General features: G+C 42.1%; 25 protein-coding genes. 18 read left to right on the plus strand and 7 right to left on the minus strand.

Annotated elements, in window-relative coordinates; genetic code table 11:
* Positions 1–2: 2 nt before the first annotated feature.
* From rfbB to ACTNDS_RS10070, 3 genes are all read right to left on the minus strand, one after another.
* Entirely contained in the window at positions 3–1,031 is a 1,029-nt protein-coding gene (gene rfbB, locus ACTNDS_RS10060; RefSeq protein ID WP_173743444.1) for a dTDP-glucose 4,6-dehydratase, read from the minus strand.
* Between the two features lie 37 nt (positions 1,032–1,068).
* Entirely contained in the window at positions 1,069–1,965 is an 897-nt protein-coding gene (gene rfbA / locus ACTNDS_RS10065; RefSeq protein ID WP_173743443.1) for a glucose-1-phosphate thymidylyltransferase RfbA, read from the minus strand.
* 176 nt (positions 1,966–2,141) lie between these two features.
* Positions 2,142–3,323, minus strand: a complete 1,182-nt coding sequence (locus ACTNDS_RS10070) for a MerR family transcriptional regulator (RefSeq protein ID WP_441035454.1) — start codon at positions 3,321–3,323, stop codon at positions 2,142–2,144.
* A 315-nt stretch (positions 3,324–3,638) separates the two neighbouring features.
* Between ACTNDS_RS10070 and ACTNDS_RS10075 the strand changes: the two genes are divergently transcribed.
* Genes ACTNDS_RS10075 through ACTNDS_RS10085 form a run of 3 tightly spaced genes read left to right on the plus strand, consistent with a single transcriptional unit; the run spans position 3,639 to position 6,250 of the window.
* Positions 3,639–4,382, plus strand: a complete 744-nt coding sequence (locus tag ACTNDS_RS10075) for a DUF3825 domain-containing protein (protein ID WP_441035456.1) — start codon at positions 3,639–3,641, stop codon at positions 4,380–4,382.
* Positions 4,383–4,435: 53 nt separating this feature from the next.
* Entirely contained in the window at positions 4,436–5,482 is a 1,047-nt protein-coding gene (locus ACTNDS_RS10080; protein WP_441035458.1) for an acyltransferase, read from the plus strand.
* A 30-nt stretch (positions 5,483–5,512) separates the two neighbouring features.
* The gene (locus ACTNDS_RS10085; protein WP_441035460.1) at positions 5,513–6,250 is read left to right on the plus strand and encodes a hypothetical protein; all 738 of its coding nucleotides are present in this window, start codon (positions 5,513–5,515) and stop codon (positions 6,248–6,250) included.
* Between the two features lie 65 nt (positions 6,251–6,315).
* On the opposite strand, the gene ACTNDS_RS10090 is transcribed toward ACTNDS_RS10085, so the two are convergent.
* Positions 6,316–7,896, minus strand: coding sequence for a hypothetical protein (locus tag ACTNDS_RS10090; RefSeq protein ID WP_441035462.1), 1,581 nt, complete (start codon positions 7,894–7,896; stop codon positions 6,316–6,318).
* 249 nt (positions 7,897–8,145) lie between these two features.
* Between ACTNDS_RS10090 and ACTNDS_RS10095 the strand changes: the two genes are divergently transcribed.
* Positions 8,146–9,084, plus strand: coding sequence for a nucleotidyltransferase family protein (locus tag ACTNDS_RS10095; RefSeq protein ID WP_441035464.1), 939 nt, complete (start codon positions 8,146–8,148; stop codon positions 9,082–9,084).
* A gap of 136 nt (positions 9,085–9,220) precedes the next feature.
* Here the strand turns inward: ACTNDS_RS10095 and ACTNDS_RS10100 are convergent, their stop codons facing one another.
* Together ACTNDS_RS10100 and ACTNDS_RS10105 are read right to left on the minus strand one after the other, a co-directional pair.
* The gene (locus ACTNDS_RS10100; RefSeq protein WP_420314417.1) at positions 9,221–10,012 is read right to left on the minus strand and encodes an ABC transporter permease; all 792 of its coding nucleotides are present in this window, start codon (positions 10,010–10,012) and stop codon (positions 9,221–9,223) included.
* Positions 10,005–10,772 carry an ABC transporter ATP-binding protein gene (locus tag ACTNDS_RS10105; protein ID WP_019161151.1) on the minus strand — a complete coding sequence of 256 codons (768 nt, stop codon included), beginning with the start codon at positions 10,770–10,772 and terminating at the stop codon, positions 10,005–10,007. Before ACTNDS_RS10105 ends, ACTNDS_RS10100 begins: the two co-directional genes overlap by 8 nt.
* Positions 10,773–11,023: 251 nt before the next feature.
* Here ACTNDS_RS10105 and ACTNDS_RS10110 point away from each other — a divergent pair, with 251 nt between their 5' ends.
* The 11 genes from ACTNDS_RS10110 (at position 11,024) to ACTNDS_RS10160 (ending at position 22,108) form a co-directional block, all read left to right on the plus strand.
* On the plus strand, positions 11,024–12,061 hold the full coding sequence (locus tag ACTNDS_RS10110; protein WP_441035467.1) for a lysylphosphatidylglycerol synthase transmembrane domain-containing protein: 1,038 nt from the start codon (positions 11,024–11,026) through the stop codon (positions 12,059–12,061).
* A gap of 3 nt (positions 12,062–12,064) precedes the next feature.
* Positions 12,065–12,685 carry a CDP-alcohol phosphatidyltransferase family protein gene (locus tag ACTNDS_RS10115; protein ID WP_173743434.1) on the plus strand — a complete coding sequence of 207 codons (621 nt, stop codon included), beginning with the start codon at positions 12,065–12,067 and terminating at the stop codon, positions 12,683–12,685.
* An 18-nt stretch (positions 12,686–12,703) separates the two neighbouring features.
* Positions 12,704–13,588, plus strand: a complete 885-nt coding sequence (gene asd / locus ACTNDS_RS10120) for an archaetidylserine decarboxylase (RefSeq protein WP_441035469.1) — start codon at positions 12,704–12,706, stop codon at positions 13,586–13,588.
* 3 nt (positions 13,589–13,591) lie between these two features.
* Positions 13,592–14,215 carry an epoxyqueuosine reductase QueH gene (locus tag ACTNDS_RS10125; protein ID WP_173743432.1) on the plus strand — a complete coding sequence of 208 codons (624 nt, stop codon included), beginning with the start codon at positions 13,592–13,594 and terminating at the stop codon, positions 14,213–14,215.
* A gap of 110 nt (positions 14,216–14,325) precedes the next feature.
* Positions 14,326–15,705 carry an argininosuccinate lyase gene (argH, locus tag ACTNDS_RS10130; RefSeq protein ID WP_441035471.1) on the plus strand — a complete coding sequence of 460 codons (1,380 nt, stop codon included), beginning with the start codon at positions 14,326–14,328 and terminating at the stop codon, positions 15,703–15,705.
* Between the two features lie 150 nt (positions 15,706–15,855).
* Complete coding sequence (gene asd, locus ACTNDS_RS10135; protein WP_173743430.1) at positions 15,856–16,941, plus strand: aspartate-semialdehyde dehydrogenase; 1,086 nt, start codon at positions 15,856–15,858, stop codon at positions 16,939–16,941.
* An 85-nt stretch (positions 16,942–17,026) separates the two neighbouring features.
* The gene (locus tag ACTNDS_RS10140) at positions 17,027–17,263 is read left to right on the plus strand and encodes a DUF3343 domain-containing protein (RefSeq protein ID WP_441035473.1); all 237 of its coding nucleotides are present in this window, start codon (positions 17,027–17,029) and stop codon (positions 17,261–17,263) included.
* 103 nt (positions 17,264–17,366) lie between these two features.
* Positions 17,367–18,404 (plus strand): selenide, water dikinase SelD, encoded by a 1,038-nt coding sequence (gene selD, locus ACTNDS_RS10145; RefSeq protein ID WP_441035475.1) that lies wholly within the window; start codon positions 17,367–17,369, stop codon positions 18,402–18,404.
* A 170-nt stretch (positions 18,405–18,574) separates the two neighbouring features.
* A complete protein-coding gene (locus ACTNDS_RS10150) occupies positions 18,575–19,330 on the plus strand; it encodes a formate/nitrite transporter family protein (RefSeq protein WP_441035477.1) in 756 nt (251 codons plus the stop codon).
* A 1-nt stretch (position 19,331) separates the two neighbouring features.
* On the plus strand, positions 19,332–21,437 hold the full coding sequence (locus tag ACTNDS_RS10155; protein ID WP_441035479.1) for a DNA topoisomerase: 2,106 nt from the start codon (positions 19,332–19,334) through the stop codon (positions 21,435–21,437).
* Between the two features lie 2 nt (positions 21,438–21,439).
* The gene (locus tag ACTNDS_RS10160; RefSeq protein ID WP_173743425.1) at positions 21,440–22,108 is read left to right on the plus strand and encodes a UDP-N-acetylglucosamine pyrophosphorylase; all 669 of its coding nucleotides are present in this window, start codon (positions 21,440–21,442) and stop codon (positions 22,106–22,108) included.
* A 110-nt stretch (positions 22,109–22,218) separates the two neighbouring features.
* Here the strand turns inward: ACTNDS_RS10160 and ACTNDS_RS10165 are convergent, their stop codons facing one another.
* Complete coding sequence (locus ACTNDS_RS10165) at positions 22,219–22,959, minus strand: TraX family protein (RefSeq protein ID WP_441035481.1); 741 nt, start codon at positions 22,957–22,959, stop codon at positions 22,219–22,221.
* 252 nt (positions 22,960–23,211) lie between these two features.
* Between ACTNDS_RS10165 and ACTNDS_RS10170 the strand changes: the two genes are divergently transcribed.
* From ACTNDS_RS10170 to ACTNDS_RS10180, 3 genes are all read left to right on the plus strand, one after another.
* Entirely contained in the window at positions 23,212–23,904 is a 693-nt protein-coding gene (locus ACTNDS_RS10170; protein WP_019161164.1) for an iron-sulfur cluster assembly scaffold protein, read from the plus strand.
* 18 nt (positions 23,905–23,922) lie between these two features.
* A complete protein-coding gene (locus ACTNDS_RS10175) occupies positions 23,923–24,933 on the plus strand; it encodes a GGGtGRT protein (protein WP_008707497.1) in 1,011 nt (336 codons plus the stop codon).
* A 137-nt stretch (positions 24,934–25,070) separates the two neighbouring features.
* Entirely contained in the window at positions 25,071–25,946 is an 876-nt protein-coding gene (locus tag ACTNDS_RS10180; RefSeq protein WP_441035484.1) for a LysR family transcriptional regulator, read from the plus strand.
* Positions 25,947–25,996: the final 50 nt, after the last annotated feature.

Raw genomic sequence — 25,996 nt, forward strand, 5'->3', positions numbered from 1 at the left:
ATTTATGCCTCCCCGCGGTTTGCGTACATTTTCTCATAATAGTTCTGATATTCACCGGAGATGATGGTTTCCCACCATTCTTTGTTATCCAGATACCATTTGATGGTCTTTTTGATACCGTCTGCAAATTTTGTTTCCGGTAACCAGCCAAGTTCGTTGTGGATCTTGGTGGGGTCGATGGCATAGCGCATATCATGACCTTTACGGTCTGCTACATAGGTGATCAGACTTTCAGGCTTGCCAAGCTCTTTACAGATAATCTTAACAATATCAATGTTTGTCATTTCGTTGTGACCACCTACATTGTAAACTTCCCCTACACGTCCTTTGTGGATGATCAGGTCAATGGCGCGGCAGTGATCCTCTACATACAGCCAGTCACGTACATTTTCACCTTTTCCGTAAACAGGGAGAGGCTTGTCATTTAAGGCATTGGCGATCATTAACGGAATCAGTTTTTCCGGGAAATGGTATGGGCCGTAGTTGTTGGAGCAGCGGCTGATGGTTACAGGCAGTCCGTAGGTTCTGTGGTAAGCCAGTACCAGAAGGTCTGCAGAAGCCTTGGAAGAGCTGTAAGGGCTGCTTGTGTGGATCGGAGTTTCCTCTGTGAAGAACAGGTCAGGTCTGTCTAATGGAAGATCTCCGTAAACTTCATCAGTGGATACCTGATGATAACGTTTGATTCCGTATTTGCGGCATGCGTCCATAAGAACAGCAGTGCCGATAATATTTGTGGTAAGGAACACTTCCGGATTTTCGATAGAACGGTCTACATGGCTCTCAGCTGCAAAGTTAACAACCATATCAGGATGTTCTTCCTCAAAAAGCTTGTAAACTGCTTCACGGTCTGTGATGCTTTCCTTTACAAAACGGAAGTTAGGGTTGTCCATAACAGGTGCAAGAGTGGAAAGGTTTCCTGCATAAGTCAGACAGTCCAGACAGATGATGCGATAGTCCGGGTATTTTTTTAACATGTGAAAAATAAAGTTGCTTCCGATAAATCCGGCACCGCCGGTTACGATAATATTCATTATGGTTCTCCTTTTTTATTATATATATTTAAGTATCTTAATGAAGAATATCCAGATATTTTCCATCCAGAACGTCTTTTAAATACTGGCCATACTGATTCTTCTTCAGTACCTCATAAACCTTCAGTACATCGTCTTTGGTGATCCAGCCGTTGAGATATGCAATCTCCTCCAGACAGCCAATCTTGCGGTGCTGGTGGCTCTCCATTGTTTTTACAAAGTTGGTAGCTTCTACAAGACTTTCATGTGTACCGGTATCCAGCCATGTGAATCCCTGACCCAGAAGTTCTACATTTAATTCCCCTTTTTCCAGATAGATGCGGTTCAGGTCTGTGATCTCAAGTTCGCCTCTGGCGCTTGGTTTCAGGTTTTTGGCATATTCTACAACACGATTATCATAAAAATATAATCCTGTGACACAATAGTTGCTCTTCGGATGTTCCGGTTTCTCTTCAATAGAGATCGCTTTGCCTTCATGATCGAATTCTACAATACCGAATCTCTCCGGATCGTCTACATAATATCCGAAAACAGTAGCACCTTCTCCGGATTCTGCATTCTGTACTGCTGCTTTCAGTCGCTTTTTCAGACCATGTCCTGCAAAAATATTATCGCCAAGAACCATAGCAACGGTATCGTTTCCGATAAACTCCTCACCAATGATAAATGCCTGTGCAAGTCCGTCCGGGCTTGGCTGTACAGCGTAGGTAAGGTGAACACCAAACTGATGTCCGTCACCCAGAAGCTCCTCAAAACGAGGGGTATCCTGCGGAGTGGAGATGATCAGGATGTCACGGATCCCTGCGTTCATCAGTACAGACATTGGATAGTAGATCATTGGTTTATCATAGATGGGTAAAAGCTGTTTTGATGTTACCATTGTGAGCGGGTAAAGGCGTGTGCCGGAGCCGCCTGCTAAAATAATACCTTTCATGAGTATTCTCCTTTTTCCTTGTCAGTACAGCTGCTCATATACAGGACTGCACTGAATGTAGATAGCTTTCTGTGTTACCGGAGATTTCCAATCTTTCTCCGGTTTATGATAATTGTATTATAAAAGGTGACCTAGCGTCACCTTCAAGCACTTTTTACAAAAAAATTAAATTTTGGTTATTTTTCACAAAAAAAGATACCGGCATCCTTGGTAATGAAGAAACCATCTCTGGTCTTTCTTGATACAAAAGAGCGAAAATCCTTATATCTGTCCAGGAGATATTGATTTTGATTTCCGTGGCAGGAAAGAATATAGGAGATCAGAGGTTCTGCATCAGGAACCAGAAGGGAGTCCTCATAGTTTTTCCAGGAAATATGGGAAAAATAGGGAGATAAGATCTGCCTTCCGTTTTCTCTGCCAAAACGTTCATAAAGTTTGTCTGCAGATAGGACGATCCGGCTGTCAAAGTCCTGTACCAGCTGGCTGACTTCCTGCATGTGGCGGCTTCCATAAGTACTGCAGACGAATTTTCCGCCGGGAACAAGGACACGGTGGATTTCTCTGCATACTGCGGGAATATCTTCACAGTAGAAAAGTACATGATCAGCGATTACCAGATCGAAGCTGTTATTTTCGTAAGGGATTTCTGAACAGTCGAAAGCCTCAAAGGAGAAGCGGTTGTCTTTACGGCCCAGAGCACGTCTTGCGTCCCAAAGCATTCCGGAGGACAGGTCAGAAAGGGTGATAGAAATATTGGCTGGTAAAAGGGAACGGTTCTGTGTCCAAAGTGCTCCGTCACCACAGCCAAGCTCCAGGATTTTCATATGGGGACTAATCCGGCACTGTTCATAAACCCATGGAAACCAGCCTTGCTTATTTTGGGAATAGAGGCTGTGCAGATTAATACGGGAAGAAATATTGGAAGCATTCTGATATTGGTTTTTCATACTTTTTTCCATACCGGTCAGGTGAATCAGATCAAGCATCTGATTCCAGTCAATAATATGTCTGGAGCGGATTGCTTCTGTAGTGTCCTGGATTGCTTTTTCCACCAGCTGCATCTGTTCAATCCGGTCTCTGACCAGCTTCAGCTGAATATTCAGAGAATTTTCCATGAAATGATAATCTGTGTCATCAATGATCATTTCGCGGATATCGTCCAATGAAAAGCCCAGATATTTCAGCAACAGAATCTGTGAGAGTCTGGCAAAATCGCTGTCTGTGTAAAAACGGGCGCCTGATTCCGTTACAAAAGATGGTTTTAAAAGATCCTGTTTGTCATAATAACGTATGGTACGGAGCGTTACATGGGCCATACGTGCAAATTCACCGGAAGAGTAGTAACCCTTTTTTTTCATATTAAATCTGTTCCTTTCTGAGTTTTCCCTGATATCTACCAATTGCTCCGTTGCGAAGCAGCTTACACAATTCTCATTATAATATGAAATAATAATAAGGGCAATAATAAGACTGAAGTTGGAAAGCACTTGTTATTTCTAAAAAAATATGCTATGTTTAGTTAAAGATTTCCCGTTACTGTTCGCTTAGTTTTCAGTAACGATTTCACAAAAGAGTACGAATTCTGATCTGGCAGTTCTGCCGTAAATTTTCCAAAATACAATATAATGATACAGGATTAAAAAGTGAATGATCAATAAAGCAGGAGGAAATACATGAATTTATTTGATTTTACCTACTGTGGGGACTATAACCGGCAGATTATGAATCTTGCAGGGATTGTACCGGAGCGGTGGAGTTATTCCGGCACAGAAGATAATGGAATTCTGAAAGGATATCTGGAGCATACATTTAAACGACTTTATGAGGAGGGAAAAGTCTGGGAAAAGGAAAAATTTGCAATCTTTAATACAGGACTCTTTAATCATTATTATCAGCCAGTCTATGCTTTTTTTATTCCCAATCTGGTTCCGGACAGGCAGAGATGGTTTCTGGACGGCTTTTATACGGATTATTATTTAATGAAGGAAGGGATTACTGACCTGCCGCAGCGGGCATGTTATGTGAATGATCCTTCAGAACTGGTATTTGATACCAAGCTTCCCATTATACCCCAATATGATCATATTTTCGGGGATACAGACAATGCAGAGCGGCTTCCCACAGAGGTGCGGGAGAGTAGTATGCGTCTGCAGCTGTTTGACGGTGCACTGAAGCAGACCAGGAGAATGCTGGAAGCAGATTATAAAACTGCCATTCCCCAGTATTATAATCATTCCATACAGCTCCTGCTTCCTATCTGCCTGCGTCATCCCGGTAAACCAGACCTGGCTCTGGCCTGTATGAAAACCTCTGATGGAGGCAGATATCTGGGGAGAACCTGCCTGACTCTCAGAATGGCCTATCATAATGCCAGGCTTCTGGCAAGACAGGACAGGAGCTGGCTGTTACCGTCTTGACAGAAAAAAAGGCCTTTGCTATACTGTCATGCTGTAAAGGAAGCGTAAGAATTATGAGAAACAAATGTTTAGATGGTATGAAGGCAATTGCAGCATGTATGGTTATTTTTATCCATATTGACCTGCCCGGACAAACCGGTGTATTTATAGAAGCCTTGTCAAGATTTGCAGTTCCGTTTTTCTTTATGATATCCGGTTATTTCTGTTATTATAATGGAAAAGATGCTTCTGACAAAATCCCGGGAAAAATATTTCATATTGTAAAACTGATGATTTTTGCAATGGCTTTTTATTTTATCTGGGAAATCAGTAAAAGACTGGTAACAGGGGAAAATCTTTACAGATGGATCAGGGAAGTTACAGACAGACAGAATATTATGAGGCTGCTTTTGTATAACAGTACTTCTCCGCTGCGTGGACACTTGTGGTTTTTGCCGGCATTGATTTATTGTTATATGCTGGATTATTTGATAGAGAGATTTCATTTGCGTAAAATTGCATTTTTGTGTATCCCGATATTGTTGGGCGGACTCTTATGGAGAGGGTATTTCAGCAGTTTTTTTGGATATTCCTATCGTATTATGGAATACAGAAACTGGCTTTTTACAGGTATGTCCTTTTATCTTCTGGGTCAGATGTTCCATGAATATCTATATTGGTTTCGCAGAAAGATTGGTTATATTACTCTGATTTTGATAATGACAGTGGGTATTGGGATGACAATATGGGAATGCTCACAGTTTGGGGCAAAAGAAATATATGTAGGCTCTATTTTGATCTGTATCAGTATTTTTCTTCTGACTGTTCTCTGGGGAACCCGGATCCGGATGCCGGAGGTTTTGACTGCTGTAGGGGCAAAACTGGCTTTTCCGGTTTACCTTTTTCATCTGGCAGTGGGAGACATGATGCGGGTGTTGGCAGTTGCCGGGAATTTTGAGGATAATCTGGCTTATCTGTGGATTCGTCCTTTTGCTGTATGCGTGTTTACAATCGTGATGATTGCACTGGTTTATCGGGGCTGTTCATTCTGGAAAAAATATGATATAGTTGGTATATTGTTCAGGCAGTTTGGCCTGTGGCGTAAAGGCAGTCCATTATAATACAGGTATATTCAGACAAAAGGAGATCAAATGGAGCAAAATAATCAGGAAAAAATATTGGAAGCAACCAAAGATAAACAGACAGGGCATGATGAAAGTGTGCTTAACCCGGTCTATAAAAATGAATCAGATCTGTCACGGAAGGAAAAACGCCTGCTTGAAAAAGAAAAATTAAAGGGAATGGGACCCGGAAAAAAAATTCAATATATCTGGATGTATTATAAGCCGGTAATGTTTGGGATTCTGGCAGCTATCGTGCTTGCATTTGTGTTAAGGGACTGGTATATAAATGCAAAAACAAAAACGGTATTGTCAATTGCGGCTGTTAATTCCCAGCTGAGTGATACAGATGATATAGAAAAACAGGTGGAAGAGCTTCTGGGTGTGACAGAGGATAAATATAGTAAAGTACAGATCGGTGTGAATATTACTACAGATGGAACCGGAGGCAATCTGGACTATTATGCCCAGACCGCATATATGACACAGGTTCAGGCAGGGACTTTGGATGTTATGCTGATGCCGGAGCAGTTATATGATTCATTGAATACAGATGGCATTTTCCTGAACCTGGAAGAATTGCTTGGTGATCATGTTTTCGGGGAATTCGGAACACAGTCTGATCAGACACATATTACCATCAAAGACAGCAGACTGGCAGAGGAATTTGGATTAAGCTATGATACTATTACGATTGTGGTGCCTGCCTCTGCACCTGACCAGAAAAATGCAGCAAAATGGCTGGAAAGTCTTACAAGTGAAGAGTAATAGCTGTAACAGTAAAAAACTGACAGTTTCTAATTTAGAAACTGTCAGTTTTTTGCATTCAGATATTAGTTGATGGATTCATCATCGATTTCTGTATCAGTGTCTGAGCTTCCACCACTTAAAATATAGGTGATCACTTCATCCGGTACACCTGCGGCAGTGAGATTGTCCATAAGCTTTGTGAAATCCATGGATGATACATAGTCAGTCATATCATCATCGTTGGACACATCACACACATCTTTTAAAGAGGCGAGATCAGGAATATCCACTCCGTCACTTTTGCCGGAAACGAATGAAACAGAACCCAGTGTTGCACCTGCACTGACAATACCAAGCTTGATAGAACCGGATTCTGCAGTGCTTGCAATATCTGCATCCAGTGAAAAATTAGTCAGAGGAGAAACATCAGAGCTGTCATCAGACTCATCCGCTACAAAGGAAATGGAGTAGTTTCCATTGATATTACCTTTTTTAGCTTCCGCAGTGTCATAATCCTTTACTTCAATATTGGCAGCAGGTTCATCGTTCATGCTGAACTGGTAGGAACCGTTTAATATGTCATTTTCAATAGTGCCATTTCCGGAAAGTGCATAAACTTCGTCTTCAGCATAGATTTCCAGCAGATATCCATAAGAGGAATCGCTCTTTGGCATCTGCCAGGTGAAAACAGGAGTATCCCCGGAAGCATCATGCATGGTAAGGGAACGGCCAATGATTTCTCCGTCTTCGCCGACCCAGGTTTTAGAAGAAAAATATCCATCCTGGGAAGCCTCATCTAAGGAATCTTCCTTAAGTGCATTCAGACCGCTGTCAACTGCTTCCTGGAATTGCGCATTCAGATCCTGGCTGTCAGGAAGTACAGCAGACCATTTTTCAAGGATTGCTTCAATTTCCTTGTCTGATTTTGCAGTTTCCAGAACAGCAGTAAGAGCTCTGATTGCAGCCTCAGAGTCCAGAGTACCTTCATATACAGTACAGTCCTGGCTGACATCTCCGGCAGTAAGGGTATCGGAAGTACCGTCAGTACTTTTTACATTGTCAATAAGGATGGTGCCGTATTTGTTAAGTAAGGATTCTACTACAGAAGCTTCAGGCATGGCTTCTGTCATATTGTTGAGAAGCTTTACAGAGTCACTCAGACCTTCTGTGGATGCCTCAAGAGTTTCATCATCCTCCGTTTCCTTAAGATTTACTTTCATATATTTATCAGAAAGCTCCGGGACTTTCATGTACATATCTTCTGTATCCGGGTCAAAATAAAAATCCAGGGTGCAGACCTGACTGTCGTTTACGAGAAGTGCCATGGAACCGCCTTCTTTGTTATCTTTGAAAGAGCTGTTGATGGTAACAGAGGCATTATTCAGCCAGGATACATCAAAGGGAGCGACAAATCCCAGAAGTGACCGTCCGGAATCTTCTATATTTACAGTAATATCGCCTTTGATCCCGGAGACAAGATCCTGGCTTTGCTCCAGAGAGGTGGCATAGGACGCAGCAAATTCGCCGGCTATCTTTGCCAGGGCACTTTTTTCGATATCAGCATAACTGTCTGCGGCAAAAGCGGCAGAAGGCATGGATGTTGCGCTTAAAACCATAGCAGTACAAAGAACTGCAGTTTTCTGTAACCATTTTTTTCTTTTCATAGAGAACCTCCTTTTAATCAAAGTGAATAAGAGATATCCATAGGGAGTATTAATTATTGGCAGAAAAATTTAGTTATAAAATCTGATAATTAATAGACACTCGTTAGGATTAAGTATATTTTATCAGAAAATATTGCAAAAATCTACAGCTTTTTGCGGAAATATTGTAGGTATTGCATTTTGTATCTATTTCGATTAAACTGTAAATAGAATTACACATAAAATAAAGAAATGAGGAAACGTGTGGAAATGAAAACAACATTGGTTATTATGGCTGCAGGAATCGGTTCACGTTTTGGCAGTGGAATCAAGCAGCTGGCACCTGTTGGCAGACATGGTGAGATCATTATGGATTATTCTATTCATGATGCCATAGAAGCTGGGTTTAATAAGATTGTGTTTATTATCCGTAAGGATATTAGGGAAGCATTTAAAGAAGCAATTGGTGACCGTATCCAGAAAATATGTGATGACTTGGGTGTGGAGATTGCTTATGCATATCAGGAACTTGATCATCTCCCGGATGGAGTAGAAACTGTGCCTGAGAGAACGAAACCCTGGGGAACAGGACAGGCAGTTCTGGCCTGCAGAGAGGTACTTCATGAGCCATTTGCAGTTATAAATGCAGATGATTATTATGGAAAGGAAGCCTTTGTAAAGCTTCATGATTTTCTGGAAGGTTATACTCCGGATAAGGCAGAACAGCTGTGTATGGCAGGCTTTATCCTGAAGAATACGCTAAGTGAAAATGGTGCTGTTACCCGTGGTATCTGTGAAACCAATGAGTCAGGATATCTGACAGCAGTACATGAAACTCACAATATTGTAAAAACTGCTGAGGGTGCAGCTGTAGAGCACCAGGAGGGGATGACACCGGTAGATCCGGAATCTTATGTTTCCATGAATATGTGGGGGCTGACACCGGAGTTTGTACAGCTTCTGGAAGATGGATTCAGGGAATTTTTCCAGAATACCTCCAAAGAGAACATTCTGAAGGCAGAGTATCTGCTCCCCATTTATATTGATGAGCTGCTTCAGGCAGGAAAAGTATCTGTAAAGGTGCTGGATTCCAGTGACAGATGGTTTGGTGTAACTTATAAAGAGGATAAGGATTATGTAATAGAATCCTTTGGTAAATTGATAGATGCAGGTGTATATCAGGAAGAACTTTTTTCAGATCTGAAATAATAAATGGCATTGGATGACCGGAACAACAGGGCATGAGAATGGTATCATGATCCGTTGTTCCGGTTTTTTGTATCATAAAAAACTTTGAAGAAAATGCAGGATGAGTTTCGTTAAAATATAAGAAGAGGTAAGAATTTTACTTTGTAACATATTTCTCAATGAGCCCCAGAAGTCCATACAAAATCAGGGCGATGATACACAGAAGAGTGATGGACATCAGAACCCAGGTAAGCTTGAAGGTCTGGCTTGAATAGATGATCAGATAGCCAAGCCCCTGTCTGGCACCGATGAACTCACCGATGATTACTCCCACCAGGCAAAGACCGATATTCACCTTCATCACACTGAGGAACAGAGGAAGGGAAGAGGGGAGTATGATCTTCTGGAATTTTTCCTTTTTTCCGCCGCCCAGGGTTTCAATAAGCTTAAGCTTATCTGGATCTGTATTTTGAAATCCGGCATATAGATTTAAAACGGAACCAAAGATTGCAACAGATACTCCAGATACAATAATGGTTCGCTCATTGGCACCCAGCCATACAATAAGAAGAGGTGCCAGTGCAGATTTAGGCAGACTGTTCAGTATTACCAGATAAGGCTCGGTGACCTGGGCCAATCTGGGAAAACACCAGAGAAGCACTGCCAGTCCGGCACCCAGGATCACTACTATGAAAAAACTGACCAGGGTTTCTGTAACTGTAACACCCAGATGAGAAAAAATGGACAGATCCCGGCACATTTCCATAAAGCTTTTCCAGATCAGAGAGGGGCTGCTGAAAATAAAAGAGTCAATAAGACCATATCTGGCAGAACATTCCCAGATAAGGAGAAACAAAAGAAAAACAGCGGTTCTCCACAGTACGATCAGTTGTTTTTCGCGTTTTATGCGGCGAAGAAATAATTGCTGGTAATAGGATGGTTCAGGCATCATGATTTAATTCCTCCCAGATAAGATTAAAGTAAGTTTTAAAATCTGGTGCATTGCGGGAAGACAGGGGAGTGCGGTCTGGAACAGACAGATTTATGGAAAGCTCTTTCTGAACTGTGGCAGGTCGGGGAGAGAGGATCAGTATTCTGTCTGCCATACTGATCGCTTCTGAAATATCATGAGTGACAAGGATTGCTGTTTTCTTCTCTTTTTTCAGGATTTTACCGATATCATCACTGACCTTGAGACGGGTCTGATAATCCAGGGCGGAAAAGGGTTCATCCAGCAGAAGAAGCATAGGAGACAGGGCAAGAGTGCGGATCAGTGCAGCACGCTGGCGCATTCCTCCTGAAAGCTGAGAAGGATAGGCATTGCGGAATTTGTCCAGTCCATAGGTGAGTAACATCTGATTTACATAGGCCAGTTTTTCGGCAGTGAGCTCTTTGCGTATTTCCAGTCCCAGGATTACATTTTTGTAAATTTTCCGCCATTCCAGAAGGTGATCTTTTTGCAGCATATATCCGATGCGACAGTCTCCGGCAAACACCGGTTCTCCGTTCAGGAGAATCTGTCCCTGTTCAGGCTTCAGTAATCCGCATATCAGGTTTAGAAGAGTGGATTTTCCACAGCCGGAGGGACCTACAACTGCGAGAAATTCTCCTGGAAATAGTGAAAAGGATATATGTGAAAGGACCCTGGTTTCCCCGGAAATACTGTGGTATGAAAGACAGACATCTGATACTTCCAGCAGTGGTTTCATTTTTACCTCCATTAAAAATCTTTCTGACAAATATAAGTGAAAGAGATGTTGGGGTTACTGTTCACACATCACGTTACTGTGAACGGAGTGAATAGTAACATGTTGGGTTACATATATTTTATGATATGCAGACCCGTGAAGGTGTGATATAATAAGACAATTAGTGTAACTACAGTGTAGTTCATTATTTGTGAAGGCACTGGAAGTTACGGTAACAGAGCATACAATATGCAGGAAAGTGTACAGAAACTATGACAGATAAAAAAAAGGCGGTTTTTAATTTTATCTTTCTGATCCTTGTGTTTTCTCTGACTGTATATATGGTATTTAAGGGAGAGGATCTGGGAGAAATTATTTCTACAGTGCAGCAGGCAAATGCTGTGTATCTGATGATCAGTGTGATCTGCGTGGTACTCTTTATTCTGGGAGAATCCGTGATCATTTTCTATATGATGAGGACATTGGGAGCAGGGGTTAAAATGGGACATTGTGCCCTGTACTCCTTTGTGGGGTTCTTTTTCAGCTGCATTACTCCTTCAGCCACAGGGGGACAGCCCATGCAGATTTATTATATGAAGAAAGATAAACTTCCCATACCGGTGACTACGTTGGTATTGATGATCGTTACGATCACCTACAAAGCGGTTCTGGTGCTGATCGGCATTCTGCTATGGATATTCGGAAAGGAATTTCTGACAGGATATTTAGGACAGTATATGTGGGTATTTTATCTTGGTGTGGCGCTGAATGTGTTCTGTGTTTCCTTTATGATGATTCTGGTGTTTGCACCTGGACTTGCCAAATGGCTCATGGTAAAGGGAATGAAACTGCTGGAACATTTCAGATTCCTGAAACCCAGAAAAAGCAGACTGGAGAAGCTGGAAAATTCCATGGACCAGTATCATGCTACAGCAGCATTCTGGGCGGGACATAAGCTGGTGATTCTGAAAGTGTTTCTGATCACTTTTGTACAGCGTATTATTTTGTTTACAGTTACTTACTGGGTATATCGTTCCTTGGGATTTCATGAATATGGGATCGTGACTCTTACAATTTTACAGTCAGTGATTTCTGTATCTGTAGACATGCTTCCTTTGCCGGGAGGTATGGGAATTAGCGAATCACTGTATCTGGTTATCTTTGCGCCGGTTTTTGGGGAGACATTACTTCCGGCTATGCTGCTGAGCAGAGGAATTTCCTATTATGTACAGATGCTTATCAGTGCAGTGATGACCTGTGTGGCACATCTGGTAATAGGACGAAAAGTACAGAAAGAAAATAGGGGGTAAAACATGTTTTTAGGATTTTATGATTATACGGTGGTTCTTACATATATCAGCCTGGGAATTTCCGTGTTTGGAATTACAATGGCTCTGGAGGGAAACTTCAGAATGGCCATTTTCTGTCTGGCATTGTCAGGACTTTGTGATATGTTTGATGGAAAAATAGCCAGAACTAAAAAGAACCGTACAGAGGATGAGAAGAATTTTGGAATCCAGATTGATTCGCTCTGTGATGTAGTCTGTTTTGGAGTTTTTCCGGCAATGATCTGTTACTGCCTGGGTGTAAATACGCCTGCCGGAGTGGCTGCCCTGATATTTTACAGTATAGCATCTGTGATCCGTCTGGCATATTTTAATGTGACAGAAGCTAAGAGACAGACACAGACGGAAGAAAATCGGAAATACTATCAGGGACTGCCGATCACATCCATGGCGATCATTCTGCCCTTTCTGTATCTGATGAGAAGATATTATATGATTCATTTTCTGATTGTGATACATATTGCGGTAATTATAGTAGGCCTTCTTTTTATTCTAAATATTAAGGTAAAGAAACCACAGAATCCGGTGCGTATTCTTCTGGTAGTTGTAGTAGCACTGGCACTTGCAAAGATGTTCCGTTTGATATAGTAAACAGGAGAGATACCAATGAAATATATTGACAGAATGGGAAATGTAACTGTTGAGGAAAATGGTCAGGACAAGTTATTGCGTCATCTGTATAATGACCGGGGCGGAAGACTTTGCCTCAGAGTGCTGGTCAGCCCCTGGATATCTAAAATGGCAGGCAGGTTGTTAAATACAGGATTTTCTGCCAGGTTTGTGGGAGATTTTGTGGAAAAAAACAGAATTGATCTGAGTATCTGTGAAAAGCAGAAATTTTCTTCCTGGAATGATTTTTTTACCCGCAGATTACGCCAGGGAGAACGTCCTGTTGATGAAAGGGAAAAGGTGCTGGTCAGTCCCTGCGATGGTAAGCTTTCTGTTTACAGGATTGATAAAAATTCCCGTTTTTGGATTAAAGATACAGAATATACAGTGGAGCAGCTGCTTCGTAATAAAAATCTGGCAGAAAGATATCTGGGTGGATATGCCCTGGTATTCAGACTGACAGTAGATGATTATCATCATTTCTGCTATCCTGCAGACGGTAAAAAATCTGATAATGTAGTGGTACCGGGGATTTTCCATACTGTAAATCCTGTAGCAAATGAGGTATATCCTATTTACAGAGAAAATGCCAGAGAATATACTTTGCTGAAAACAGAGAAATTCGGGACTGTACTTATGATGGAAGTAGGCGCCATGATGGTGGGAAAAATCACCAATGTGGAGAAAAAATCTGTTTCAGTAAAAAAGGGACAGGAAAAAGGCTGGTTTGAATTCGGAGGTTCCACGATTATTCTTCTTCTGCAGCATGGAAAGGTAAGATTGGACTATGATCTGATAGAAAATACCGAAAATGGATATGAAACGGTTGTCAGAATGGGAGAGCGTATCGGTGAGACCAGAAAGCGCAAAACAGGAGAATAATTCATGAATATAAGAAATTATCAAAAGGAACTGGACAGGCTCATAGGACAGATACAGAAAGAGAATAAAGTCCCAAGCCTGTTCCTTCATAGCTGCTGTGCACCCTGCAGCAGCTATGTATTGGAATATTTGTCAAAATATTTTGATATTACAGTGTTTTATTACAATCCCAATATTTACCCTGAAGAAGAGTATAGGAAACGGGTACAGGAAATTACCCGCCTGGTAAATTCTATGGAATTTGAGCATCCGGTCAAACTGATAGAGGGGCGCTATGATCCACAGGAATTTTTCAGAATGGCAAAAGGACTGGAAGACATACCGGAAGGAGGAGAACGCTGCTTTAGATGCTATCGTCAGCGTATGGAAGAAGCAGCAAAGCTGGCAAAGGAAGGTGGATATGATTATTTCACGACCACTCTGTCTATCAGTCCGCTGAAAAATGCAGCCAGGATCAATGAGATTGGAGAAGAACTGGCAGAGATCTACCATGTAACACATCTTCCTTCAGATTTTAAGAAAAAAAATGGATATAAGCGTTCTATAGAGCTTTCTCATGAATATGATCTTTACCGGCAGAATTACTGCGGATGTATATATTCCAGAAGAGAAGCTTCAAATAAATAATTAGTTACAAACTGAAAGAATCAAAATGAATTACTTTGCAATCTGAAAAAAATATGATACACTAATGCACAAAAGTACTAAAATTCAGAAAGAAACGAGGAATAAATACTATGGCACAGCTTTGGGGCGGACGTTTCACCAAAGAAACAGACAAACTGGTATATAATTTTAATGCATCAATTTCTTTTGACCAGAAATTCTATGAGCAGGATATCAGAGGAAGCAAAGCACATGTAGCAATGCTTGCAAAACAGGGAATCCTGACAGAAGAGGAAAAAATACAGATTGAAAATGGTCTGGATGGAATTCTTGCAGATGTAAGATCCGGAAAACTAGAGATTACATCTGAATATGAAGATATTCACAGCTTTGTAGAGGCAAATCTCATTGACAGAATCGGAGATGCCGGTAAGAAGCTTCATACAGGAAGAAGCCGTAATGATCAGGTGGCACTGGATATGAAGCTGTATGTGAGGGATGAGATCGATGAGACGGATGAGCTGGTAAAGAAGCTTCTTGAAGCACTGCAGAAGATCATGGAGGAGAATATCCATACATATATGCCGGGCTTTACCCATCTGCAGAAAGCACAGCCTGTTACTCTGGCACATCATGTAGGTGCATATTTTGAGATGTTTGTCCGTGACAGAAGCAGACTTTCCGATATCCGCAAGAGAATGAATACCTGTCCTTTAGGAGCAGGAGCACTGGCAGGAACCACATATCCGCTGGACAGGGAATATACTGCACAGCTTCTGGACTTTGACGGACCGACCAGAAACAGTATGGATTCTGTTTCAGACAGAGACTATGTGATTGAGCTTTTGTCAGCCTTTTCTACCATAATGATGCATATGAGCCGCTTCTGCGAGGAAATCATTATGTGGAATTCCAATGAGTATCGTTTTGTGGAAATTGATGATGCTTACAGCACAGGCAGCAGTATTATGCCTCAGAAAAAGAATCCGGATATTGCAGAACTGGTAAGAGGAAAAACAGGGCGTGTATATGGAGCTCTGACTTCTATCCTTACCACTATGAAAGGAATTCCTCTTGCGTATAATAAAGACATGCAGGAAGATAAAGAACTTACTTTTGATGCCATTGACACAGTGAAGGGCTGTCTGGCATTGTTTACAGGAATGATCTCAACTATGCAGTTTAACAAAAAAAATATGGAAGAAAGTGCAAAGAACGGATTTACCAATGCTACGGATGCAGCAGATTATCTGGTAAATCACGGTGTACCTTTCAGAGATGCCCATGGTATTGTAGGACGTCTGGTCCTTACCTGCATTGACAAAGGGATTTCACTGGATGAACTTCCACTGGAAGAATACAAGGCCATCAGTCCTGTATTTGAACAGGATATCTATGAAGCTATCAGTATGAAAACCTGTGTAGAGAAACGTATGACTATCGGTGCCCCGGGATCTGAAGTTATGAAAAAGGTAATTGCAGAGAACCGGAAATATCTGGAACAGAATTAATTTGAAAAAACATAAAAAAGGGTTGCATTTTACTTTAATTTGTTATAGTATGTACAAGAACGACAGATGTACGTGAAATGGAGACATCTGAAAAAGAAGGTCTGACGCAGGAAAATAGAGTCAGATGATACGCAAAGAGGAGATTATATTATGAGTGAAAAACTGAGAGTTGGTATCTTAGGTGCCACAGGTATGGTAGGACAGAGATTTATCTCACTTCTTGAGAATCATCCATGGTTTGAGGTAGTAACCGTAGCTGCAAGCCCGAGAAGCGCAGGAAAAACATATGAGGAAGCTGTAGGCGGAAGATGGAAAATGGACACACCGATGCCGGAAGCTGTGAAAAAGCTTGTTGTTATGAACGTAAACGAAGTGGAGAAGGTTGCTGCTACAGTTGATTTTGTATTCTCTGCTGTGGATATGTCAAAAGAAGAGATCAAGAAGATCGAAGAAGAATATGCTAAGACAGAGACACCGGTTGTTTCCAACAACAGTGCTCACAGATGGACACCGGATGTACCGATGGTAGTGCCGGAAATCAATCCGGAACACTTCGATGTAATTGAATCCCAGAAGAAACGTCTCGGAACAACACGCGGATTTATCGCTGTTAAACCAAACTGCTCTATCCAGAGCTATGCTCCTGTATTAACTGCATGGAAAGAGTTCGAGCCATATGAAGTAGTTGCTACTACATATCAGGCAATCTCCGGAGCAGGTAAAACATTTAAGGACTGGCCGGAAATGGTTGGAAACATCATCCCATACATTGGCGGCGAGGAAGAGAAGAGCGAGAAAGAGCCATTAAGAATCTGGGGTAAAGTAGAAGACGGTGTGATCAAACCTGCTACAGAGCCGGTGATCACATGCCAGTGTATCCGTGTACCTGTACTGAACGGACATACAGCAGCTGTATTTGTTAAATTCCGCAAGAATCCTACAAAAGAGCAGCTGATCAAAGCATTAGTAGAGTTTAAAGGACTTCCGCAGGAATTAGAGCTTCCAAGTGCTCCGAAGCAGTTTATCCAGTATCTGGAAGAGGACAACCGTCCACAGGTTACAGAAGATGTAAACTTTGAGCATGGTATGGGAGTATCTGTAGGACGTCTCCGTGAGGATACTGTGTATGACTGGAAATTTGTAGGACTTTCCCACAATACAGTCAGAGGTGCTGCAGGCGGAGCTGTTCTCTGTGCAGAGACTCTGAAGGCAAAGGGATATATTCAGGCAAAATAATAAGAAAAATAAAGGGGATGTCATTGTATGACATCCCTTTTCTGACCATATGATACAATGGTGGAAGATAGGAATAAAAGCAGATATGAGAGAAAAAAATTTAACAGTGATCATTACCTTTGTGTCCACTACTCAGGCAATGGCTATGGAGAGCAGAGGAAAGAAAACAGGATTTGAAGGCAGGATTATCCCTGTACCCAGAGAAATCTCAGCTTCCTGTGGACTGGCGTGGAAGTGCAGCGGACAAAATCAGGATACTGTAGAAAAATACCTCAGTGAGGAAGACCTGGAATATGAAGGAATATACCAGATTCTGATGTGACATACAGCTTTGACGCGCAGAGTGGTTTATGCTAAAATATAGCTGTCAGTGAGCCTGACATTGGAAAAATATACTGGTTTTGAGAAAGGGAGAAGCTATCCTGATGAAAAATAATAAAGTATATCTTACCCAGCTTGCCAGTGCGGCAGGCTGTGGTGCCAAAATCGGTCCTAAGGTTCTGGCACAGGTGGTGGAAAAACTGCCAAAGTTTACAGACCCTATGCTTCTGGTAGGGCCGGAGACTTCGGATGATGCTGCAGTATATAAAATATCAGATGAGCTTGCAATGATCCAGACAGTGGATTTTTTTCCACCAGTGGTAAATGATCCCTATATGTATGGTCAGATTGCAGCGGCTAATGCGCTGAGTGATGTTTACGCTATGGGGGGAATTCCCAAGCTGGCCCTGAATGTGGTGGCTTTTCCAAACTGCCTGGGACCGGAAGTGTTGGAACAGATCCTCAGAGGCGGAGCTGATAAGGTAATGGAAGCCGGTGCAGTTCTTGCAGGAGGACATACCATCAATGATAAAGAACCTAAATATGGTCTGTGTGTTACCGGGTATGTACATCCTGAGAAAATGTGGAAGAATTATGGAGCCAGGGAAGGAGATATATTGATTCTCACCAAGCCTCTGGGAAGTGGTATCTTAAATACGGCGATCAAAGCAGAAATGGCATCAGCAGAGGAAACAGAGAGTGTGCAGAGGGTGATGGCAAAGCTGAATAAATATGCAGCGGAGATTGCTGGAAAATATACTATTCACAGCTGCACAGATGTGACTGGATTCAGTCTGGCAGGACATAGCCTGGAGATGGCAAAGGGCAGTGGAAAGACTTTGGTGATTCATTCCGGGAAACTTCCTGTCATGGATGGTGTGGCTGAATATGCCCAGATGGGACTGGTTCCTGAGGGTGCATATAGAAATCGGGAGTTTGCAGGAGAGGCAATCCGAAGTGAGATTAGGGAGCTTTGGAAGGAGGATGTGGTTTTTGATCCTCAGACCTCAGGGGGACTACTTCTTGCAGTGCCGTCAGATGAGGCGGATCAGCTTGCTGCTGAACTGGGAAAAATGGATATTTCCGGAGGAATTATCGGTACTGTTACAGAATTGCAGGATAAATATGTAATATTTGATTAGAATGCCTGATGTTATTGATATAAAAAATCAATATCTGAATATTTTGTTTAAATTTAATAATAACCAAAAAATGACAATGTATTTAGTAAACTATTATAACAAATAAAGATTGTGATAAAGTTATCAAAGTGTTATAATGTTTTTGTTAAAAACATTGCGGAGGTGTTATTATGAATTTTGAGGATGTGCAGAAAGTATCAAACGCGGCGAAAGCCAAGAGCAACCTGGTGAATACCAACTTTTTCAAGTACTTTATACGTGCGGTCATGGCGGGATTTTTTATTGATGTGGCCATGATCTACAGTAATGTAGTTGGAAACGTATTCTCCAAGACCATGCCTGAATGGGGAAAATTTATGGGAGCATTAGTATTCTCCATTGCAGTGCTTCTGATCAGCTTTGTAGGCGGTGAGCTTTTTACCGGAAATAATATGGTAATGGCGTTCGGAGCCTATGATAAACAGGTAAGCTGGAAAGAGGCCGGTAAGGTATGGGGAGTAAGCTACCTTGGAAACTTTGTCGGATGTGCAATTTTAGCATTGCTGTTTGTATGGGCCGGAGCGTCCGGAACAGCAGATTATTTTGCAGGATTTATCGGAAACAAGCTGAGTGTTCCGCTCGGACAGATGTTTTTCAGAGCAGTACTCTGTAACTTCTTCGTCTGTCTCGGTGTACTCTGCGGTATGAAATTAAAGAGTGATGCAGGAAGATTCCTGATGATCGTTATGTGTATTTCAGGATTCGTCGTAAGCGGATTTGAGCACTGCATCGCAAATATGGGAATCTTTGTTACTGCATACTGCCTGGTACCTGGATTATCCCTTGGAGCCATGTTAAAGAGCATGGTAGTAGTAACTTTAGGAAATATGGTGGGCGGTGCCCTGTTGCTGGCATGGCCGCTCAGAAAGATGAGTGCAGATAAATAATATGTCAAAAGCTTTATACATAGCCGAAAAGCCCAGTGTGGCACAGGAATTCGCAAAAGCTTTGAAGATCAACGGACAAAGACGGGATGGCTACCTGGAATCTCAGGACAGCGTGGTGACCTGGTGTGTGGGACATCTGGTCACCATGAGTTACCCGGAAAAATATGATATCAAATATAAAAGGTGGAGTTTAGATACCCTGCCTTTTTTGCCGCGCGAATTTAAATATGAAGTGATCCCCGGAGTGCAGAAGCAGTTTGAGATTGTCAAAGGACTGCTTAACCGAGAGGATGTGGACACTATTTACGTGTGTACCGACTCCGGACGGGAGGGAGAATACATCTACCGTCTGGTGGCACAGATGGCAGGCGTTCATGGAAAAAATGAAAAGAGAGTCTGGATTGACTCTCAGACAGAAGAAGAGATCATGAGAGGAATCAGAGAGGCAAAGGATCTGTCAGCATATGACAATCTTTCTGCTTCAGCCTATCTTCGGGCGAAAGAAGACTATCTCATGGGAATTAATTTTTCCCGTGTACTGACACTGCGTTATGGAAACAGTGTGTCAAATTATTTAAATACGAAATATCAGGCCATTTCTGTAGGACGGGTTATGACCTGTGTGCTTGGAATGGTAGTGCGAAGAGAGCGCGAGATCCGTGCGTTTGTGAAAACTCCGTTTTACCGCGTACTCAGCAGCATTGCCCTTGAGGGAGAAAACTTTGAGGGAGAATGGAGAGCTGTGGAAGGCAGCAGATATTTCCAGACTCCTTATTTGTATAAAGAGAACGGATTTAAAGAGAAAATATATGCTGAAAAACTGATACAGGAGCTGTCGGTAAGTCAGCCTCTGCAGTGTACAGTAGAGAAAATCGAGAGAAAAAAAGAGAACAGGAATCCGCCGCTTTTATTTAACCTGGCGGAACTTCAGAATGTGTGCTCCAAACTGTTCAAGATCAGCCCGGATGAGACATTGAAGATCGTACAGGAATTGTATGAGAAGAAACTGGTCACTTATCCCAGAACAGATGCCCGTGTATTGTCGACTGCGGCTGCAAAGGAGATTTATAAGAATATTTCCGGGCTGCGAAATTATGAACATACAGCGGAAATCGCACAGCACATTATTGAACAGGAAAATTACAAAAATCTGGCAAAGACCAGATATGTTAATGATAAGCAGATTACAGATCATTATGCAATTGTACCTACAGGGCAAGGATTAAATGCATTAAGAGGTGTTTCTCTTACTGCGCAGCGTGTATATGAGACCATTGTCAGAAGGTTTGTATGTATTTTTTATCCTCCTGCTGTATATCAGAAGGTCAGTCTTGTAACAAAGATTCAGAATGAGAGCTTCTTTTCCTCGTTTAAAGTACTGCTGGATGAAGGGTATTTAAAAGTTGCCACAAATTCTTTTGCGAAGCGGAAAGTAGCAGATGCCATGAGTGGCGGAAACAGAACCGGTGTGGCGGGGAATAACGGAAATGAAGATTCTGATCCAGATAATGGAAAGAATGGTTCAGATAATTCTTCAGAAGATATGGCATGTGATACCCGCCTTCTTACCGCATTGCAGAATCTGAAAAAAGGTGATATACTTTCCGTGGACAGCCTGAGTATTAAGGAGGGTGAGACATCACCACCAAAGCGTTATAATTCCGGTTCCATGATTCTTGCAATGGAGAATGCCGGACAGCTTATTGAGGATGAGGAATTACGTGCTCAGATCAAGAGCTGCGGAATTGGTACCAGTGCCACCAGAGCAGAGATTCTTAAGAAGCTGTGCAATATCAAATATCTGGCACTGAACAAGAAAACCCAGGTCATCACTCCGACACTTCTTGGAGAGATGATCTTTGATGTGGTAAACTGCTCCATACGGCAGCTTCTGAATCCGGAACTTACTGCCAGCTGGGAAAAAGGACTTAATTATGTGGCAGAGGGAAGCATTACAGAACAGGAATACATGGACAAGCTGGAACATTTTGTGCGTATTCAGACCCAGCAGGTGGAAAAGAATAATTATCAGGCTTATCTGCGGCGCTTCTTTGATGCTGCAGCAGTGAACTATAAAGAACCGGCAGGAAAGAAAAGAGGAAAATAAAAATGTTAAAAGATTATACAATTGCAAATCTTCTGGATCTTAATGAAACAATCGCAAAGGATTTATTTGAAGGAAAAAACTATCCATGGGAAGTATTACCGGAGATCGGAGATTTCATTCTGAAACTGGGACAGACTTTAAGTGAGGAAGAATACGACCACCCGTCAGAAGATGTATGGATCGCAAAAAGTGCCAAAGTAGCACCTACGGCCTGCATCAACGGTCCGGTCATTATTGGTAAAGAAGCAGAAGTACGCCACTGTGCATTTATCCGTGGAAAAGCGATCATAGGTGAGGGTGCGGTAGTAGGTAATTCTACAGAATTAAAGAATGCTGTACTTTTCAACAAGGTACAGGTTCCGCACTACAATTATGTAGGTGATGCAGTTCTTGGTTACAAATCCCATATGGGCGCAGGTTCCATCTGCTCCAATGTAAAATCTGACAAGAAACTGGTAATTGTAAAAGATGGTGAGGAGAAGATTGAAACAGGTCTGAAGAAATTTGGTGCCATGCTTGGAGATAACGTAGAAGTAGGCTGCGGCTCCGTATTAAATCCCGGAACTGTGATCGGACGCTGCTGCAATATTTATCCGCTTTCTTCAGTAAGAGGCTGCGTACCTGCAAATCATATTTACAAGTCAAAAACAGAAGTTGTGGAAAAGAGATAATTAAAAAATAGAAGAGGCAGGCTGTAGGAATGATATTATTTCAGTCATACAGCCTGCTCTTTTATATTTTTTTGTCTGTCAGATATAGAAGATATCTGTTGTAATTGATATTACATATGAAATAAAACTTTCCTCAGGATTACCAGAATGGCAATATGTACCGGATAAAACCAGTAAAAGAAATATTTCAAAAATCTTCCTTTGATAAATCCACGTACGCCATTGTACATATTAATGGAAAGAAAAGCAAAGCATGCCTTCCATTCGTAGTAAAGCCAGCAGCTTCCGATGATTGCCTGGGCTGTTTTCTCATTGCGGAACCAGTACATGATCAGCAGGAATACAAATCCTCGCCATCCGTAATCTGCCTTCAGGAATACGGAGACGGCTAGCAGTGCCAGTACGCAGACAAGCTGCATTTTCTGATTGTCCCAGAAGTATTCCAACGCACAGAATGCCAGGTATCCAAGAAACAGGGTGAAAAATACATTCTGCTTTTCATATCTCCAGGTATTGGTAAACATGAAGTTCCATGGAATCTCAGAGATACATGCAAATAAAAAAAGATTCAAGCCGTATTTTTTGCGGTTGTGCGTGTGCAGAAATCCTTCCACTAACAGAAAACAGAAAATCGGAAAAGCAGCTCTGCCAATATCCCGGAAAATCCGATACCAGCTGTAATCCACGTCGCCGAAACTGAAAAGGGTTGCGGTTGTGGCAGGATAATTATACAGGATCATTAGGCCGGTATGGTCGACCAGCATCAGGGTGATAGCAATTAATTTTAAAGTGCTTCCACTCAGAACCTGAAATTTTGCAGGGAGAAAGGAAGCAGGTAACTTTGTTGTCATAATAGAAATCCCTTCATTAATAGAAATTAGAACTATTTTACCACAAAAAAATCAAAGATGGTTAAAAATTTTACAATTTATGACTGGACGAATCAGCACTTTTGTGAGAAAATAACACTAGGTTGTTAGGCATACTCATCTGAAGTCATTCAGCAGACCTCAGAGATTTGCCCTGTGCAGTTCATTCAGCAGTTCTGTACAGTGGCGAGTATAACAACATGAAGTTAATCTATACTTGAAAGGAGTTTTACAATGATTTATTCACGCGAAGTAGAAGAAATGTGCCCAGTTGCACAGGGCGTTCATCATGGCGCCGCTCCAATCCCAGAAGAAGCTAAATGGGTACAGGCAAAAGAAGTCAAAGATATTTCCGGTCTTACACACGGTGTTGGCTGGTGTGCACCACAGCAGGGTGCCTGCAAGCTTACATTAAATGTTAAAGAAGGTATCATCCAGGAAGCACTGGTTGAGACTATCGGATGTTCAGGTATGACTCACTCTGCAGCTATGGCTTCTGAGATCCTTCCGGGTCTTACTGTTATGGAGGCACTGAACACTGACTTAGTTTGTGATGCGATTAACACAGCTATGAGAGAACTCTTCCTTCAGATCGTTTACGGACGTACACAGTCTGCATTCTCAGAAGACGGACTTCCTGTAGGCGCTGGACTCGAGGACCTTGGTAAAGGACTTCGCTCTCAGGTTGGTACAATGTATGGAACTCTGAAAAAAGGACCTCGTTACCTTGAAATGGCAGAAGGTTATGTAACAGGTATTGCTCTTGATGCAGATGATGAGATCATCGGATATCAGTTCGTAAGCCTTGGAAAAATGACTGATTTCATCAAAAAAGGCGATGACCCGAATACTGCATGGGAAAAAGCAAAAGGTCAGTATGGCCGTGTTGCAGACGCTGTTAAAATTATCGACCCAAGAAAAGAATAATTTAGGAGGTAACAGGAAATGGCTTTATTTGAATCATATGAGAGACGAATTGACAAGATCAATTCTGTTTTAAACAGCTATGGCATTGCTTCTATCGAAGAAGCTGAGAAAATCACAAAAGACGCAGGTCTTAATGTATACGATCAGATCAAAGGCATTCAGCCAATCTGTTTCGAGAACGCTTGCTGGGCATACACAGTAGGTGCTGCAATCGCAATCAAAAAAGGATGCAAGAAAGCAGCAGATGCAGCAGCAGCTATCGGTGAAGGACTTCAGGCATTCTGTATTCCTGGCTCCGTTGCTGATACACGTAAAGTAGGTCTTGGACATGGTAACCTTGGCAAGATGCTTCTTGAAGAAGAAACAGAGTGCTTCTGCTTCCTGGCTGGACATGAGTCCTTCGCAGCAGCTGAAGGTGCTATCGGTATCGCTGAGAAAGCTAACAAAGTTCGTCAGAAACCATTACGTGTTATCCTGAACGGTCTTGGAAAAGATGCAGCTCAGATCATCTCCCGTATCAATGGCTTTACATATGTAGAGACAGAATACGATCCATACAAGAACGAAGTGAAAGAAGTATTCAGAAAAGCATACTCCGAAGGACTTCGTGCAAAAGTTAACTGCTACGGCGCTAACAGCGTTCCGGAAGGTGTTGCTATCATGTGGAAAGAAGACGTTGATGTTTCTATCACAGGTAACTCCACAAACCCGACACGTTTCCAGCATCCGGTTGCAGGTACATACAAAAAAGAACGTCTTGAAGCAGGTAAGAAATACTTCTCAGTTGCTTCCGGCGGTGGTACAGGACGTACACTTCACCCAGACAACATGGCAGCAGGTCCAGCTTCCTACGGTATGACAGATACATTAGGACGTATGCACTCTGATGCACAGTTCGCTGGTTCTTCTTCTGTACCGGCTCACGTAGAGATGATGGGTCTCATCGGCGCTGGTAACAACCCAATGGTTGGTATGACAGTTGCAGTAGCTGTTTCCATCGAGGAAGCTGCTAAAGCTGGTAAATTCTAATAAATAGCTTAAAATAAGCATTTATCGTGTCCAAACGGAGTAATAAAAATAATAAAAAGGGAGTTATTCTTAATTGAGTAGCTCCCCTTTTTACGCTAAAATGTATAGTTTGCGACCGGAAAATGAGGGGATTCGGAGTGGAGATTAATAAATATGCTTTATTTGCCGATGTGGCAGATACTAAAAATTTTACAAAAACAGGAGAGCGGATGGGGTATACTCAGCCTGGTGTGAGCCATATTCTGAAAGGGATGGAAGCTGAATTTGGCTTTCCTCTTTTTATCAGAACCAAACAAGGGGTAATTCCTACCACCAATGCAGAGACCATCCTGCCTCTGGTACGTCAGCTACTGTCCATTAATGAACAGTTGGAGCAGACCATCAGTTCTCTGAACGGATTGACAACAGGACGGCTTACCATTGCTTCCTTTGCAAGCATAGCACGAAACTGGCTGCCGGAGATCATCCATGCTTTTCAGCAGGAATATCCGGGTATCGATATTGCCTTGATGGAGGGTGGTACAGATGATATTGTGCAGTGGGTGGAAAATAACCAAGCAGATTTCGGGCTGCTGAGTAAGAGAAACATTGGCTGTCTGGATTGGATTCCGTTGTATGAAGATCCTTTGCTGGCAGTAGTTCCTGAGGATTATGATACAAGGGGAAGAGAAGCTTTTCCTATCTCAGAAATGGCCGGGAAGTCCTTTATTATTTCTGCTGAAGGCGTAGATTATGATGTGCATGAAGCACTGGAAATCGCTGATATTACTCCAGATACCAAGTTTTCATCAAAAGATGACCATGTAATCCTCTCAATGGTATCCAGCCATCTTGGTGTGAGTATTCTGCCAAAACTTGTGATCGGCCATACTCAGGAAGCGATAAAGACCCTTCCTCTTGAGCCTTCTGTGACCAGAGAACTGGGAATTGCATTGCGCAATGCGGAAAGTATTACTCCTGCGGCGCAGAAATTTATTGAATGCATTCAGAAAATCCTGCCGGAGATGATATAATAAAGTAACAAAAAACAGCCATATCACAGAAAATGATAGGGCTGTTTTAA

Source organism: Blautia sp. HCP3S3_C12, assembly GCF_052064155.1.
Classification (GTDB): Bacteria; Bacillota; Clostridia; order Lachnospirales; family Lachnospiraceae; genus Blautia_A.